Genomic DNA, 13,508 nt, shown 5'->3' with positions numbered 1-13,508 from the left:
CGCAGATAGAGCAATTGGGCTACACCGTGACCTACTCGGCGGGTTTTGCAACGCTCGAGCGCAACGGCGTCCGGATTGTTGCGACGTCTTGGCCTATCGATCCGGTCCATCAGGTCTCGGAACGACGCAGGCAGGAAACCCGCGCTGATCTGCCTCGCGACGTAGGAGCGAGCCAGATCAGCGCGCAGCGTCACATGTAACCATTCTTGCGGTGAAGCTGCGGCCTCCACTTTGACCACCATCGGAAACCAAAACGCCCCATCGCGGGGCGTTGTCTTTTGGTGATGGGCGCGACCTCGGTCGAGCCGGCGCCGGGGCCTGGGTGTCGCCAGTCTTACGCGGCTTTCCTAATCAGATCATTCTGCGCGCGCTTGCTGACTGACAGAATTTCGATGCCGATCAGGGCGCCGGCTTCATCATAGTCGGCGATGATGCCCGGCTCGATTTCGCGTGTAGTCGCAACCTCCTTTTCGGAGATTCCGACATAAGCACTATCGGCGATGGGGTCAAACTCAAGCTTCATAGCTCTTTGCCTCCTCAAAGTAGGCCGTGACGATATAGGGCGGTTTCGTCGTGTCCTTGTAGATCACACGCAAGGTCTTGAACCGCTCGGGAACGTACAGCAACGCGTGCATCAATTCGGGGTCATTGTGGTCGACCTCGGTCGTCAAGGGGTTTTCAAGAGCGGCGCTCACCCACTCAACCCGAATTTTCCGTTGTGCTAGTCGCTTCTTTGCGTGATCGGTCAGTATGAAGTCCACGTCATGCCTCATGCCCGCAATGGTGACACCTTGGGCGCATCGATCGCGGATTTTGTCACCACGTCTGACTGTACCGGATCGGTGACGGTTCCGTCACTTGATGCGGCCTCGATGTTGAGCCCGCCGATTCTGATCGGTCAGCCCCGAAGGTGAGGAGGAAAGGTACGCAATGCCCTTATGAATCAGCCGTGACTGTCACGGCATTTTATAGCCCCTACCTATCCACCGCGCGCCGGTCACATGTAACCACCCCCGCAATTCGGTGACGGTCACATAAAACAAAAAGCCCGACCCGTCAAACCCGCGGCGTGGTGCGATGCACCCGCACCGGGCGCCTGTGCTGGCCGGGTTTGACCAGCGGTGGCGGCAGACCGGCAAGCTCACAGGCGTCGGCCTCGGACATTTCCATCCACATGCCGCGTTTGAGCCGAGAGGGCAGTTCCACGCTGCCGTAGCGCACCCGGATCAGCCGGCTCACGGTCAAGCCGACTGCTTCGAACATGCGTCGGACCTCGCGGTTGCGGCCTTCGGAGATGGTTACCCGGTACCAATGGTTCACCCCTTCCCCACCGGCGTCGATGAGCGAGTTGAAACGCGCCTCGCCGTCTTCCAGCGCGATCCCACGCTTGAGCGCTTCGATCTGGCTTTGATCCAGCGACCCCAGCAAACGGACCGCGTATTCGCGCTCCAGCCCGTAGCGCGGGTGCATCAGTTTGTTGGCCAACTCGCCATCGTTGGTAAAGAGCAGCAAACCCGAGGTATTGAAGTCCAGCCGACCGACCGCGATCCAGCGGCCGCGGCGCAGGATCGGCAGACGTTCGAACACCGTCGGACGGCCTTGCGGATCCTCGCGCGAGACGATTTCGCCTTCCGGCTTGTGATAGATCAACACCCGCGGCGCGCGCCGGCCAAAGCGCAAAGGGAGCAATTTGCCGTTGACCTTGACCCGATCGCCGGGGCCGATCTTTTGTCCGGGCAAGGCCGCCCGGCCATTGACCTCGATGCGTCCGGCGGCGATCAGCGCCTCGATTTCGCGCCGCGAGCCATACCCGGCAGCCGCCAGCACCTTTTGCAGACGCTCAGGCTCCGGCTGCGCATCGTCGGGCCGGCCCCGCCCGGCCTGCAAGCGGCCGCGCGCAGCACGCGCCGTGTGGCCGGTCATAGGTTGATGCTCGGCCGCTGGCGCGGCGGGGCGGGACTTTGGTTTGGCTGCCGGCCTCAACGGCCGGCGTTTTTTGTGAGGTGTAGACAACGCGTCGGATCCTGAAAATCAATGAACCGCTTAACCAACCAGGCAGCGCTCGAACCGTGATTATAGCGGCCAGCGCCCCCCGATCTTGGCAGGATGCGGCTCACACTGCCCGGCATCGCTCAGCAGGCACCATCCGGCTGCGGCGCATCGGCCAGTATCGGCAGTTCGACCAGTTCCATGACACGCTCGATTTCGGTGAGCGCTGGCAGTTCGGTCAAGCTGCGCAGCCCCAGGTCGTCCAGAAAACGCCGGGTGGTGGCGAACAAGGCCGGACGGCCGGGCGTGTCACGATGGCCAACTTCGTCGATCCAGCCCCGCGCCTCCAGCGTCTTGAGTACGTTGGCAGAGACCGCGACTCCACGAATTTCTTCAATGTCGCCGCGGGTGACCGGCTGACGGTAAGCGATGATGGCCAGCGTCTCGAGCACCGCGCGGGAGTATTTGGGCGGTTTTTCTTCCTTCAACCGATCGAGAAAAACCTGATATTCCGGACGGGTTCTGAAACGCCAGCCGCCGGCAGTTTGCACCAGCTCGACGCCCCGTCCATCCCAATCGGCGCGCAGCTCGTCGAGCAGGCGGCGAATGAACTCGGGGCCAGGGTCGGTCTCGAACAGCCGCCGCAAGCTGGCCACCGGCAAGGGCGCGGCGGCAGCCAGCAAGACCGTCTCGATGATGCGTTTGTATTCCTCAGGCGTGCTCGGTGCTTGCATCGGCGATCCTCACGTAAATCGGGGCAAAAGCTTCGTTTTGGGTCACCTGCACCAGTTTCTCTTTGACCAGTTCCAGCAAGGCGAGAAAGCTCACCACCACCCCGGCCGGCCCCAGGCGGGGGTCGAACAGGGTGTCGAAAACCACAAAGGCGCCATCGGACAGCTTGCGCAATATCGCACTCATATGCTCGCGCACCGAAAGCTCCTCGCGCTGGATGCGATGGTGTTGGTTGAGCCGCGCCTTTCTCATGATCTTCAACCAGGCAAGCTGCAAGTCATGCAAGCTGACCTCCGGCAGGCGTTCGACCACTTTCTCGCTCACCAACACGCTGACCCATTCGAAGTCGCGCTCAGCCCTGGGCAGCGCATCCAGGCGGGCTGCGGCCTGTTTCATCTGCTCGTATTCCAGCAATCGGCGGACCAACTCGGCGCGCGGGTCGCCTTCTTCGGTCTGCGTCTCGGGCACCGGGCGTGGCAGCAGCATGCGCGACTTGATTTCCAGCAACATCGCCGCCATCAGCAGATAGTCTGCGGCCAATTCCAGATTGGACGCACGCATCGCTTCGACATATTCCAGGTATTGCGCGGTCAGCGGCGCCATGGGGATGTCGAGGATGTCGATATTGGACTTGCGGATCAGGTACAGCAGCAGATCCAGCGGGCCTTCGAAGGCTTCCAGAAAAACTTCCAGCGCGTGCGGCGGGATGTAAAGATCCTTGGGCAGTTCCAGCAAGGGCTCGCCATACAGGCGCGCCACTGCTGCCGCCTCGCGGGCGGTTTCGACCGGCGCCAGCGCCAGTGGCATGTTCATCCTGGTTTTAGCCCCGGGGCGGCTCAGCCGTAGGACAGACCCATGGCTTCACGCACATCGCGCATGGTTTCCTGCGCCAGCTTGCGCGCGCGCTCGCAGCCGTCGGCGATGATGTTGCGCAACAAAGTGGGGTCTTCCAGGTAAGGACGGGCGCGTTCGCGCATCTCGCCCTGCTCCTTGAGCACCGCCTCGATGACCGGCTGCTTGCACTCGATACAGCCGATGCCGGCACTACGGCAGCCCTGCTGAACCCATTCGCGGGTGCCGTCGTCCGAGTAGATGACATGGAACTGCCACACCGGGCATTTGTCCGGATCGCCCGGATCGGTGCGCCGCACCCGCGCCGGGTCGGTCTGCATGGTGCGGATCTTCTTGGTGACCGATTCGTCGTCCTCGCGCAGGAAGATGGTATTACCGTAGCTCTTGGACATTTTTTGTCCATCCAAGCCCGGCATACGCGACGCTTCGGTGAGCAAGGCTTCCGGCTCGACCAGGATCATCTTGCCACCGCCTTCCAGGTAACCGTACAGGCGTTCGCGGTCGCCCAGGCTGAGGTTTTGTGCTTCTTCGAGCAAGGCACGGGCCTGCTCGACAGCGGCCTGGTCGCCGTCCTGTTGGAAGCGGGTGCGTAGTTCTTCGTACAACCGGGCGCGCTTGGCGCCGAGTTTCTTGACCGCTTCGCGCGCCTTGTCCTCGAAGCCGGGCTCACGGCCGTAGAGGTGGTTGAAACGCCGTGCGATCTCGCGGGTGAACTCGATGTGCGGAATCTGGTCTTCGCCCACCGGCACTTTGTCGGCGCGGTAGATCAGGATGTCAGCCGACTGCAGCAGCGGATAGCCGAGAAAACCGTAGGTGGACAAATCCTTTTCCGCCAACTTTTCTTGCTGGTCCTTGTAGGTGGGCACGCGCTCCAGCCAGCCCAGCGGGCACATCATGGACAGCAGCAGGTGCAGTTCGGCGTGTTCGGGCACGCGCGACTGGATGAACAGCGTGGCCTGGGCCGGATCGACCCCGGCGGCGAGCCAGTCGATGAGCATGTCCCAGATGCTCTCCTCGATGACCTGCGGGCTGTCGTAGGCGGTGGTCAGCGCATGCCAGTCGGCGACGAAGAACAGGCAGGGGTATTCCTCCTGCAGCTTCACCCAGTTTTTCAGCACGCCATGGTAGTGGCCCAGATGCAGGCGGCCGGTCGGCCGCATGCCGGAGAGAACGCGTTCTGCGTACATGTCTTACCCGTAAAACCCGAAGATCGTTGCCAGGACAAAGCGGAACACCGCGATCAGCGGCCACAGGATGGCCCCCAGCACGCCGGTGAACAGCAGGATGAGAAGAATCGGAAAACCGTAGGGTTCCAGCCGCGCGAACTGCCAAGCCAGGCGCCCGGGCAGCAGGCTGACCGCGATGCGCCCGCCATCCAAGGGCGGAATCGGCAGCAGGTTGAGAAACATCAACACCGCGTTGATCGTCATGCCGGCCTCGGCCATCAGCTCCAGCGGCAGGGTGTAGGCGGTCTGCGGCGTGGCGGAGGCGAACTTGAACACCAAGGCCCAGCCGATGGCCATGAGCAGGTTCATGAACGGCCCGGCTGCGGCCACCCACAGCATGTCGGCCTTGGGTTTGCGCAGACGGCCAAAATCCACCGGCACCGGCTTGGCCCAACCAAAAAGAATACCGCCGCCGCCAAAGAGCGTGCTCAACGCCAGAATGCCGATCGGCACCAGCACGGTGCCCACCGGATCGATGTGCTTGAAAGGATTGAGGGTGATCCGCCCCGCCAGATGCGCCGTTGGGTCGCCGAAGTGACGCGCCACATAGCCATGCGCCGCCTCATGCAAGGTAATGGCCAAAAGCACCGGCAATGCCCAGATGGCAAGCGTGGGGATCAGCGATTCCATGAATGTCAGACTCGGAAAGCGGGCATTCTAGCAGAGAGAACGCCCGCGCCTTGGCGCTTCAGTCCGCTGTGAGACCGAATGGCGCCAGATCGCCACGTCCGGCGCGCACCAGTTCCGGCACGCCCGAGGTCAGGTCGATCACCGTGGTCGCCTCCGGCCCACAGTAGCCCGCTTCGATGATCAGCTCCACCTGCTTGGCCAGGCGGTCGCGGATCTCCTCAGGATCGGTCAGCGGCAGATCCTCACCCGGCAGCAGCAGGGTCGAAGTGAGCATCGGCTCGTTCAGTTCCTCCAGTAGCGCGCTGACCACCGGGTGATCCGGCACTCGCAGGCCGATGGTCTTGCGCTTGGGGTGCAGCACACGGCGCGGCAACTCCTTGGTGCCTTCCAGAATAAAGGTATAAGCGCCCGGCGTGGTGGCCTTGAGCAATCGGTACTGAGCGTTATCCACCCGCGCATAGGTGGCGATTTCGGACAAATCCCGGCACATCAGGGTGAAATGATGACGCTCGTCTACGCCACGGATTTGGCGGATGCGTGCCAGCACGCTGGCATCGCCGGTCAGCGCCGCCAACGCATAGGCCGAATCGGTCGGCAGTGCCACCAGGCCGCCGGCGCGCATGATCTGCGCCGCTTGGCGAATCAGCCGCGGCTGCGGATGTTCCGGGTGCAGGGAAAAGTACTGGGCCATGATTTTTCGTGTCTTGGTCGTTTTGTCTTGCCGGGTCAGCCTGGCGGATGTGCGCGCGAGCGCCACTCACAGCAGGCGAGACCACACCGGAGTCAGATCGGGTGGCAGCCGGTTGCAGCGCCCCAGATCCACCGCGCTCTCTTTCTCGCCGTGAAAGTCGGAGGCGCGCGAGGCCAGTAGGCCGCGACGGCGTGCCTCGCCAGCAAAACGGGCAGCTTCCTCGGCCGTATGGGCACCGGACACCACTTCCACCGCCTCGCCGCCGGCCGCCTGAAAACGGTCGAAAAGCCGCGCCATGTCGGCGGCGGACACCCGGTAGCGCGCCGGATGGGCGAGCACTGCGATCCCGCCTGCGGCACGGATCCAGCCCACTGCTTCCTCCAGCCGCGCCCATTCGTGCTCCACGAAACCCGGCTTGCCGCGCACCAGGTAATGGTCGAACACCGTTTTGACATCGGGCATCAGCCCGCGGCTAACCAAAAACCGGGCGAAATGTGCACGACTGACCAGGGCGGGATTGCCGGCAAAGCGGCGTGCGCCTTCCAACGCACCAGCAATGCCCACACCGGCAAGTGCCTCGCCGATGCGCGCAGCACGGGCATCGCGTCCGGCGCGCACCCGACGCAGGCCGGCAACCAGCTCCGGGTGGCGATGATCGATACCCAAACCGACGATATGGACGGTTTCATCGGCAAACGACACCGAGATCTCCACCCCGGCCACAAAACCCAGGCCGAGTTCGGCGGCCGCAGCCTGCGCCTCGTCGATACCGCCCACTTCGTCGTGGTCGGTCAGCGCAAGCAGGTCCACTCCATTGGCATGGGCACGGCACACCACTTCGGCGGGGCTCAGCAAGCCGTCGGAAAAAGTGGAATGGCAATGCAGGTCGGCGTTCATCGAGGCGATTGTTTGGGCTCTGGATGGCTCATTCTAACCGCAAGCGGGGACTCGGCCCCGAGTTGATCCCGGCGCGCATCGACAAGCCCGTTACGGATAGCGCAAACGCACCTGCCCTGGCGTGGCGGTGGGGCGGGCATGGCCGTCGAGCACATTGGGCAGCCGCCCCACTAAATCAGGCGGGCCGGTAAACAGCAGGTCCAACGCCTGCACACGTCCATCGACCAGGGTGCCGAGTCCTTCGATCCGGGTATCGCCCTCCAGGGTGTGCACCGCAAGTTCGACCGTTTGCCCGTTGGCAGTAAGCAGCGCGCGGTGTGCGCCCAGCCGGTAGCCTGGCAACAGCGACACCCGCGCATCGTGCCATTCGATGTTGACTTGTCCCGCGCACTGCAGGCGGAAATCGCACGCCAAGCCGTTTGAATCGATACGCACACCGCCTTGCCAACCGGCGCGCGCTGCAGGATGGTCGATCGCCGCGGCCAGCAATTCAAGCGGCAGTTCGAGCGTCAATTTCTCGATGCTCATGCCACTGGGCGACAGCATCAGCACCAGTTGCGGCTGTCCCTGTTCAGCAAGCAAAAAGCGCAGCGCCAAACGGTTTCCCACCCATTCGGTGCGCCAATCCAGGTGCCGTGCTGCCCGCAGCCGCCCACCGGCATCGACCAGGGCCAGCACGCCGGTGCCGCGCCAAACGCTGCCCTGGGTTTGCGCGATGCGCAACCGTCCATCGCTGAGCTGGCGCACCCCTGCATCCACCAGTCCGGCCGGCAGACGCGCAAGCACCGTCGCCATGATGCCGCACAAGACCAACGCGAAGACAACGGCCGATTTCAAGGTCACAACACCAACTCGAAGCGCACTTCGTCGCCATGGCTACGCACCGTCATGCGCTGCGGACGCAAGCGACTGTCTGCCTGTACCGCCGCCAGCCATTCCACCAACGCGGCAAAGCGGCCGCTACCGCTTACCTCTATCCCACCCGCCACCGGTTGCAGTGTCACCGTCAACCCCCGCACCCGTGCCGCGGTCTCCAGCGCGGGGCCGAGTGCCGCCGGATCGGGCGGCGTTAGCGCCTGCTGTGAGCGGTTGAGTTGGGCCAATTCGGCAGCGTCATCCTGCATTTGCAGCAACTGCACCTGCGCCTGCGGCAAGGCCCGATCCAGCCTATGACGCTCCCGCATCGCCCATTCCACGGTCACTGCCATCAGCGCACCGGCCACGACCATCGCTGCCACGGCAAGCAGCCGGCGCTCACGCACCGACATCGCCGCAGAGCTCGCCCGCATCCATGCGATCGGGCCACTCATCGCCCGATCTCCTGCGAAATCACCCATGTACCGTCCTCGTTTTGCCGCAGCCGATAACCCTTGATCGCCAGCCTGCCGGCCACTTCCGATACATTCAAGGCCGATGCGTCGCGCAGGCTGAGTTTGAGTTGGCCAGCTTCGTAATCGATGGCCGATAGCGCGCCTCTGGCACCACTGCCGGCGCTGTCGACAAAGGCCGCAAGCAGCGTCAGTGCGTCGTCTTGCCGCAACAGGCCGTGTTTGGAACGCATCTCATCCAGATGGCGGCGCAGTTGCAAGGCCGGCGCCACCGCCGGGGTATTGGGCACCGCAGACTCAAAAAGCCGCTGCATGCGCTGCTCGAGTGCCGCCAGTTGCTGTTTTTTCCACAGGACTTCGCCTAAATTTGCCAAAAAGAACACGACCATTGCCGTGCCGGCCAAGGCCAGCGGCCTGCGCAGCCGACGATACCACCCCGTCCGCCGATGCGCCGGACGCAGCTCGCCGTGCAGCAGGTCGGCCGCTGAGTTGCGGCACGACCACCAGCAATACGGTGCGCCCTCGACCACAGGCAAAGCCAGGCGCTCAGCGAGCATGCCAGCATCCAGCCCGCCTGCGCCGGACTGGTAACGCAACACTAGGCGGGCGGGCGCCTGGCCGGCGCGTCTGGCCTGATCCAACAAGTGCGCAAGCAGCGGCTCGCAAGCGGCTTTGTCCAGCGCCAAGCGGGCCCGCCCGGGGCCTGGGTGCAGCACGCCATGCTCGGCCACGCCGAGGGCAAGCGTCCAGTCTTCGCCCTCCCCAACTTCGGCCTGCAGTTCGGCGTACATATGCAGCGCCGGACGGTTGCAAGCTGCCAGCGCGGTCAGAATTTCCCGCAAGCGCGCGCGGTTGCAAACCAGCACCGCGGCCAACACCCCGTCATCGACGCGGCGCTGGCTAATCAAGGTCAAGTGCTGATGATCGATATCGCCCGCAACGCGATCCTCGACCGCATAGCGCAGCAGGCGCTCAGGTTCACGCCGCGCCCCTGCGGGCAACTTGACCTCGATCCAACTGCACAACGGCGCCGCCAGCACCGCTTCGCAGTGCTCGGCCGCAGGCCAATATCGCGGATCGGATTGACCTTGCTCGATCGCTTGCCCCCGGTCATCGAGCACCACCCAGGGCGTGGAGGGCTGGGTCGGCCAGTGTTCGCCGACATAAACAATCAGCCGTCTGTTCATGGAATCCTCAACCAAACCACCTCGGGCCATGTATGCGAGCGCTCCAGCAGTGCTTCGACCTTGACCATCACCCTGCCATAGCGCGCCCGAGTGGTGACCAAAAAGAAACTGCTCTGCACATCCAGACCGACGCTTGCATCCAGGCTCGCACCGGATGGCAAACGCCCCTGCAAATCTCCCAGATGGCGGAACCAGGCGCGCTCCCGTTCGGCGACCAACGCCCGCGCGTCGGCAAGCTCCAGTCCGCGGATCACCGCCTGGAGCACCTCGGCCGAGGCGGTGTTGACATTGATTTTGCTCGGCGATCGCAGCGCTGCCACAAAGGGTCTGAGTCGGGCAAGGGTGGGCGCATCGAAACCGGGTAAAACCGCAAGTTCGGCCACATCCAACAAGGGCCCCGACACCGCACTGCGGTCGCTGCCCGGCACCGGCCCGGCGTCCTCACCTGCGCCGACCAAGCGTGCGAGCACCGCGCGACGCAACGCCTGCGCCCGCTGCGGCGCGATGCCCAGCGCGACCAATAAGCGCTCGAACTGAGCAGCCGCGTTGTCATCGGCCTTCCCTTGCGGTGCGAGATTATTGAGATTGAAGCGTCCGGACAGGTCGACGATCTCACCGGCGATCTCGCCTTCTTCGACCGGAATCGGCGGCACCGGCGTTGCCCACAGTTCTGCAGCATGATCCACCGCGCTGCGTCGTTTGTCGTCGGCCAGCACATTGCGCGCCCAATCCACCGCACCGCGGGCCAGTTGGCGAGCTTGAGCTTGGTCGTACAGGCCGCTGCCGACATCGATGCTTTGACCCAGATCGGCCAACAGGGCCGCCGCAATACTGGCCACCAGCAACACCGCCACCATAGCGGTGACGATTGCCGCGCCAGTCTGCCTTGGGTGGCGGTCAGCGCAAGGCATAAATTCGGGTGATGAGGCCAACATCGTCCAGTTCCATGCGCAGCTCTACCCCGGCGGGCAGTTGAGCGGCGGCGTTGGCGCTCGCTGGCCAGGTCGGCACCCAGCCGTTTGGACCAAGAAAACGCCAGTCCACGGCTTTGACGCCGGTCAGCAGCACGTCCGACTCGTCACCCGAATGTCCGGTTGCCAGCCCATCGTCCACGCGTCGAGCCCAAATCCATCGATCTGCCTCCAGTCTGAAGAACACCCGCTGTACACCGGTCTCACCGCTCAGGGTCAGCACGCTCAATTCGGTCCCTGTCCGTCCATCGTTCAGCACCAAGGCGGGGGGTACGGCGGCGCCCTTGGCGCTTGGCCGGGCGGCTACCTGGATCAGGCTAAGCTCCACGATTTGCATTGCGCGCTGGATCGCCCGCCAGCGCTCCAACTGCGCAGCCAGGAGGCGTTGGGTATCGATCATTTGGCTGCTCCCCCGCCAAGTAAGCGTTCCCAACACCGCAAAAACGGCCAGCGCCACCAGCAACTCGATCAAGGTCAAGCCAGCGCCGCGCGAACGCTCACCCACACGCAGGCTCATCGCAGCGGCCTCGCCAGAAAACCGGTCATGGTGACCAACGGACGTCTGTCCTGGTCAAACACTTGCACATCCACCCGGCGAAACAGCGGATTGGGCGTCGGCTGGACGCGCGCTTGCCAGATGAAACGTCGCCCTGCCTGCTCGGCGTAACCGTCTTGCTGCCCAAGCGGCGGCCAGGCGCCGGTCGCACGCAGTTCGGCCAGACGGTTCTGCGCCACCCATTCGGCAAGTGTGCGGGTTTTCAGGCCATCCGTGGAGGTTGCCACACTGCCGGCTGCGCGTAGCGCCGCGGTCATGGCCAAGGCCAGAATGGCCAAAGCCACCACGCATTCGAGCAGCGTGAACCCGCGGCTGATCATGGTTGCGCACGCTCGTCCGAACGCTCTACGATCACCGCCCCGGTCGCCTGCCCGCGCAAGCGCACCACACCCTCCGGGGTGTTCAGACTCAGCGCATAACGCGGCGCAAAGACGCCAAAACGCACTCGCCCTTGCTCGCCTGAAGCCTGCAACAGAGCGCGCCAGGCCAGTCCGGGTGGTAAATCTTTGGCCACCAACCATGGCGGCTCGTCGAACGGCACCCAGCGGCCGCCGACGTCAAGCCTGTTGAACCGATAGCCGTTGGCCAGTATCTCGAATTCGATGGTCTGCCCCAACGTCTGGGCGCGCGCAGCCGCGGCTTCGAGCACGCGCTGTAAGCGTCGCACCGCCAGCTCGGTGTCGCGCCGCTCGATGACAGTCAACCCGAGACTGGCGCCAGAGACCGCAATGCCCAGAATCAATAGCACCACCAGCACTTCGATGAGCGTAAAGCCCCGAGCGCTGCCACCGGAGACGACCGCGTTAAAGATTCCACGAGCCGATGTCGGCATCGAAACCCTCGCCGCCGGCCTTGCCATCGGCCCCGAAACTCATGACATCCACTTCGCCTTGCAAGCCCGGATTCAGATACTGATAAGGCTGCCCCCAAGGATCGGCCGGCAGCCGCTCCAGGTAGCGTTTCCAATTTTCCGCCACCGGCGTGCCGGTCGGGCGTTCCACCAAAGCCTGTAGCCCCTGGGCGTTGCTCGGGTAATGCCGGTTGTCGAGCTTATAGAGTTTCAGAGCCTGCATGATGGTCGCAATATCTTGTTTGGCCGCCACCACCCGCGCTTCGTCCGGTCGGCTCATGATGCGCGGCACCACCAGCGCAGCCAGCACCCCAAGGATGACGATGACCACCATCACCTCGATCAAGGTGAATCCGCGCTGACGTTGTACGGCAAAGAAAGCCCTCATTTTCGTTACCTGAGCATCGTGTTGATTTCTACAATCGGCTGCATCACCGCCAGCACGATGAGCAGCACGATCCCGCCCATCCCCAGCAGTAGCACCGGTTCCAAAAGACTGGTGAGCACCGCGACCCTGTTTTCCAGCTCTTGCTGCTGCAGTCGGGCCGCACGCTCGAGCAGTTCGTCCAGGCGCCCGGTTGCCTCGCCGCTGGCAATCATGTGAATCAGCAACGGCGGAAAAACCCCGACTGAAGCCAGCGCTTTTGACAAGGACTGGCCTTCGCGCACCCGCTCGGTCGCCTCACGGATGGCGTCCTGCACCGGCAGACGTTCGGTCACCTCACGTCCGGCCTCCAGCGCGGCCAATAACGGCACTCCACTGCCGGCAAGAATCGACAGGGTACTGGCAAAGCGGGTGGCGTCGAGCACCCGCAGATGACGGCCAAGTAACGGCATACGCAACAACATGGCGTGCCAAGCACGCCGGATCGAGCGCTCCCGCAGCAACAGCGCAAAGCCCAGTCCGCTGGCAGCCAGCGCAACCAGCATCAGCCAGCCCCAATCACGCAACAGCGCCGACACATGGATCATCGCGCGGGTCAGTAGCGGAAGTTCTTGCCGTCCTTGTTGGAACACGGTGACGACCTGCGGCACCACGTAGGTCATCAAACCGATCACCACCAGCAAAGCCACACCCGCAACAATGGCCGGATACAGCAAGGCATGTTGCGTCTTTTGCCGAAGGGCAAGGCGGCGCTCCAGATAGGTCGCCAGTTGGTCCATCACCCGAGCCAGTTGCCCGGATTTTTCACCTGCGGCCACCGAAGCCCGGTAGATGGCCGGGAAGGCCGCCGGGAACCGGTCCAGCGCAGCCCGCAGGGAGTGGCCGGCAAGAATCTCCGAACGCACGCCCGACAGCAACTGCCGAGTGGCGTCCTGTTCGGCTTGCTCGATCAATGCCACCAGCGCCTGCTCGATGGTCAGCCCCGCAGCCAGCAGCGTCGCCCACTGGCGCGACAGCAAGACAAGCTCCATTTCCTTGAGCCGATGACGAACCGACACCGCGCTGCCGGCTGCGCTCACGCTCACGACTTCGAGCGGGAAAAGCTTGCGCTCGCGCAATTGGGAGCGTGCCCCCCGCGAGGAGTCGGCTTCGATCACTCCGGCGGTTTCACGCCCCTCGGCGTCCAGCGCACGATAACGAAAGGCCGTCATGCG

General features: G+C 63.8%; 18 protein-coding genes. All 18 read right to left on the bottom strand.

Annotated elements, in window-relative coordinates; translation table 11 throughout:
- Positions 1–334 precede the first annotated feature (334 nt).
- Positions 335–523, bottom strand: a complete 189-nt coding sequence (locus DIE29_RS06730; protein ID WP_102041807.1) for a DUF2283 domain-containing protein — start codon at positions 521–523, stop codon at positions 335–337.
- On the bottom strand, positions 513–761 hold the full coding sequence (locus DIE29_RS06725; RefSeq protein WP_158640296.1) for a DUF4258 domain-containing protein: 249 nt from the start codon (positions 759–761) through the stop codon (positions 513–515). The genes DIE29_RS06730 and DIE29_RS06725 overlap by 11 nt, the downstream gene beginning before the upstream one ends.
- A gap of 295 nt (positions 762–1,056) precedes the next feature.
- Positions 1,057–2,013: a 23S rRNA pseudouridine(2605) synthase RluB gene (gene rluB / locus DIE29_RS06720; RefSeq protein WP_418333295.1), complete on the bottom strand. Its 957-nt coding sequence runs from the start codon at positions 2,011–2,013 to the stop codon at positions 1,057–1,059.
- A 119-nt stretch (positions 2,014–2,132) separates the two neighbouring features.
- Entirely contained in the window at positions 2,133–2,723 is a 591-nt protein-coding gene (gene scpB, locus DIE29_RS06715) for an SMC-Scp complex subunit ScpB (protein ID WP_102041810.1), read from the bottom strand.
- Positions 2,701–3,534, bottom strand: a complete 834-nt coding sequence (locus DIE29_RS06710; protein WP_102041811.1) for a segregation and condensation protein A — start codon at positions 3,532–3,534, stop codon at positions 2,701–2,703. The genes scpB and DIE29_RS06710 overlap by 23 nt, the downstream gene beginning before the upstream one ends.
- Before the next feature lie 23 nt (positions 3,535–3,557).
- Positions 3,558–4,760 carry a tryptophan--tRNA ligase gene (locus DIE29_RS06705; protein WP_102041812.1) on the bottom strand — a complete coding sequence of 401 codons (1,203 nt, stop codon included), beginning with the start codon at positions 4,758–4,760 and terminating at the stop codon, positions 3,558–3,560.
- 3 nt (positions 4,761–4,763) lie between these two features.
- Positions 4,764–5,429, bottom strand: coding sequence for a site-2 protease family protein (locus DIE29_RS06700; protein ID WP_102041813.1), 666 nt, complete (start codon positions 5,427–5,429; stop codon positions 4,764–4,766).
- 58 nt (positions 5,430–5,487) lie between these two features.
- Positions 5,488–6,120: an L-threonylcarbamoyladenylate synthase gene (locus tag DIE29_RS06695; RefSeq protein ID WP_114649519.1), complete on the bottom strand. Its 633-nt coding sequence runs from the start codon at positions 6,118–6,120 to the stop codon at positions 5,488–5,490.
- Positions 6,121–6,186: 66 nt separating this feature from the next.
- Positions 6,187–7,017, bottom strand: coding sequence for a 3',5'-nucleoside bisphosphate phosphatase (locus DIE29_RS06690; protein WP_114649518.1), 831 nt, complete (start codon positions 7,015–7,017; stop codon positions 6,187–6,189).
- Positions 7,018–7,107: 90 nt separating this feature from the next.
- A complete protein-coding gene (locus DIE29_RS06685; RefSeq protein WP_162860606.1) occupies positions 7,108–7,854 on the bottom strand; it encodes a hypothetical protein in 747 nt (248 codons plus the stop codon).
- 2 nt (positions 7,855–7,856) lie between these two features.
- Positions 7,857–8,327, bottom strand: a complete 471-nt coding sequence (gene gspM / locus DIE29_RS06680; RefSeq protein WP_162860605.1) for a type II secretion system protein GspM — start codon at positions 8,325–8,327, stop codon at positions 7,857–7,859.
- Positions 8,324–9,532, bottom strand: a complete 1,209-nt coding sequence (gspL, locus tag DIE29_RS06675; RefSeq protein ID WP_162860604.1) for a type II secretion system protein GspL — start codon at positions 9,530–9,532, stop codon at positions 8,324–8,326. The genes gspM and gspL overlap by 4 nt, the downstream gene beginning before the upstream one ends.
- The gene (gspK, locus tag DIE29_RS06670) at positions 9,529–10,443 is read right to left on the bottom strand and encodes a type II secretion system minor pseudopilin GspK (protein ID WP_162860603.1); all 915 of its coding nucleotides are present in this window, start codon (positions 10,441–10,443) and stop codon (positions 9,529–9,531) included. Before gspK ends, gspL begins: the two co-directional genes overlap by 4 nt.
- Positions 10,430–11,020 carry a type II secretion system protein GspJ gene (locus DIE29_RS06665; RefSeq protein ID WP_114650275.1) on the bottom strand — a complete coding sequence of 197 codons (591 nt, stop codon included), beginning with the start codon at positions 11,018–11,020 and terminating at the stop codon, positions 10,430–10,432. The genes gspK and DIE29_RS06665 overlap by 14 nt, the downstream gene beginning before the upstream one ends.
- Positions 11,017–11,379 (bottom strand): type II secretion system minor pseudopilin GspI, encoded by a 363-nt coding sequence (gene gspI, locus DIE29_RS06660; RefSeq protein WP_114649513.1) that lies wholly within the window; start codon positions 11,377–11,379, stop codon positions 11,017–11,019. The genes DIE29_RS06665 and gspI overlap by 4 nt, the downstream gene beginning before the upstream one ends.
- On the bottom strand, positions 11,376–11,891 hold the full coding sequence (locus DIE29_RS06655; protein WP_162860602.1) for a prepilin-type N-terminal cleavage/methylation domain-containing protein: 516 nt from the start codon (positions 11,889–11,891) through the stop codon (positions 11,376–11,378). Before DIE29_RS06655 ends, gspI begins: the two co-directional genes overlap by 4 nt.
- Complete coding sequence (gene gspG, locus DIE29_RS06650; RefSeq protein WP_108080171.1) at positions 11,863–12,297, bottom strand: type II secretion system major pseudopilin GspG; 435 nt, start codon at positions 12,295–12,297, stop codon at positions 11,863–11,865. Before gspG ends, DIE29_RS06655 begins: the two co-directional genes overlap by 29 nt.
- A 5-nt stretch (positions 12,298–12,302) precedes the next feature.
- Entirely contained in the window at positions 12,303–13,505 is a 1,203-nt protein-coding gene (gene gspF / locus DIE29_RS06645; RefSeq protein WP_114649511.1) for a type II secretion system inner membrane protein GspF, read from the bottom strand.
- Positions 13,506–13,508: the final 3 nt, after the last annotated feature.

It is taken from the genome of Pseudothauera hydrothermalis (genome assembly GCF_003345255.1).
GTDB classification, from domain to species: domain Bacteria; phylum Pseudomonadota; class Gammaproteobacteria; order Burkholderiales; family Rhodocyclaceae; genus Pseudothauera; species Pseudothauera hydrothermalis.
This window is presented reverse-complemented; position numbering and strand designations above follow the sequence as displayed.

Bases quoted from the DNA above. Each gene is read 5' to 3' on its own strand.
- DIE29_RS06730 (WP_102041807.1), bottom strand. From the start codon at position 523: ATGAAGCTTGAGTTTGACCCCATCGCCGATAGTGCTTATGTCGGAATC.
- scpB (WP_102041810.1), bottom strand. From the start codon at position 2,723: ATGCAAGCACCGAGCACGCCTGAGGAATACAAACGCATCATCGAGACG.
- DIE29_RS06710 (WP_102041811.1), bottom strand. From the start codon at position 3,534: ATGAACATGCCACTGGCGCTGGCGCCGGTCGAAACCGCCCGCGAGGCG.
- DIE29_RS06705 (WP_102041812.1), bottom strand. From the start codon at position 4,760: ATGTACGCAGAACGCGTTCTCTCCGGCATGCGGCCGACCGGCCGCCTG.
- DIE29_RS06700 (WP_102041813.1), bottom strand. From the start codon at position 5,429: ATGGAATCGCTGATCCCCACGCTTGCCATCTGGGCATTGCCGGTGCTT.
- DIE29_RS06695 (WP_114649519.1), bottom strand. From the start codon at position 6,120: ATGGCCCAGTACTTTTCCCTGCACCCGGAACATCCGCAGCCGCGGCTG.
- DIE29_RS06690 (WP_114649518.1), bottom strand. From the start codon at position 7,017: ATGAACGCCGACCTGCATTGCCATTCCACTTTTTCCGACGGCTTGCTG.
- gspM (WP_162860605.1), bottom strand. From the start codon at position 8,327: ATGAGTGGCCCGATCGCATGGATGCGGGCGAGCTCTGCGGCGATGTCG.
- gspL (WP_162860604.1), bottom strand. From the start codon at position 9,532: ATGAACAGACGGCTGATTGTTTATGTCGGCGAACACTGGCCGACCCAG.
- gspK (WP_162860603.1), bottom strand. From the start codon at position 10,443: ATGCCTTGCGCTGACCGCCACCCAAGGCAGACTGGCGCGGCAATCGTC.
- DIE29_RS06665 (WP_114650275.1), bottom strand. From the start codon at position 11,020: ATGAGCCTGCGTGTGGGTGAGCGTTCGCGCGGCGCTGGCTTGACCTTG.
- gspI (WP_114649513.1), bottom strand. From the start codon at position 11,379: ATGATCAGCCGCGGGTTCACGCTGCTCGAATGCGTGGTGGCTTTGGCC.
- DIE29_RS06655 (WP_162860602.1), bottom strand. From the start codon at position 11,891: ATGCCGACATCGGCTCGTGGAATCTTTAACGCGGTCGTCTCCGGTGGC.
- gspG (WP_108080171.1), bottom strand. From the start codon at position 12,297: ATGAGGGCTTTCTTTGCCGTACAACGTCAGCGCGGATTCACCTTGATC.
- gspF (WP_114649511.1), bottom strand. From the start codon at position 13,505: ATGACGGCCTTTCGTTATCGTGCGCTGGACGCCGAGGGGCGTGAAACC.